1 rRNA gene is annotated in these 283 nt (G+C 58.7%); it reads right to left on the reverse strand.

Going from position 1 to position 283, the window contains the following annotated elements:
• A 23S ribosomal RNA gene (locus tag PUR56_RS01430) occupies positions 1-283 on the reverse strand; the annotation flags it as partial.

Below are 283 nucleotides of genomic sequence, written 5' to 3' on the forward strand. Positions count from 1 at the left end.
GAATCCAAGCTAACCGGTCCCCTTAACGTTCCAGCACCGGGCAGGCGTCAGTCCGTATACATCGCCTTACGGCTTCGCACGGACCTGTGTTTTTAGTAAACAGTCGCTTCTCGCTGGTCTCTGCGGCCACCCCCAGCTCTGGCAGCAAGTGCCGTCACCAGGAATGGCCCCCCTTCTCCCGAAGTTACGGGGGCATTTTGCCGAGTTCCTTAACCATAGTTCACCCGAACGCCTCGGTATTCTCTACCTGACCACCTGAGTCGGTTTGGGGTACGGGCCGCCA

Origin of the sequence: Streptomyces sp. BE303, from assembly GCF_036290945.1 — a bacterium.
GTDB lineage: Bacteria > Actinomycetota > Actinomycetes > Streptomycetales > Streptomycetaceae > Kitasatospora.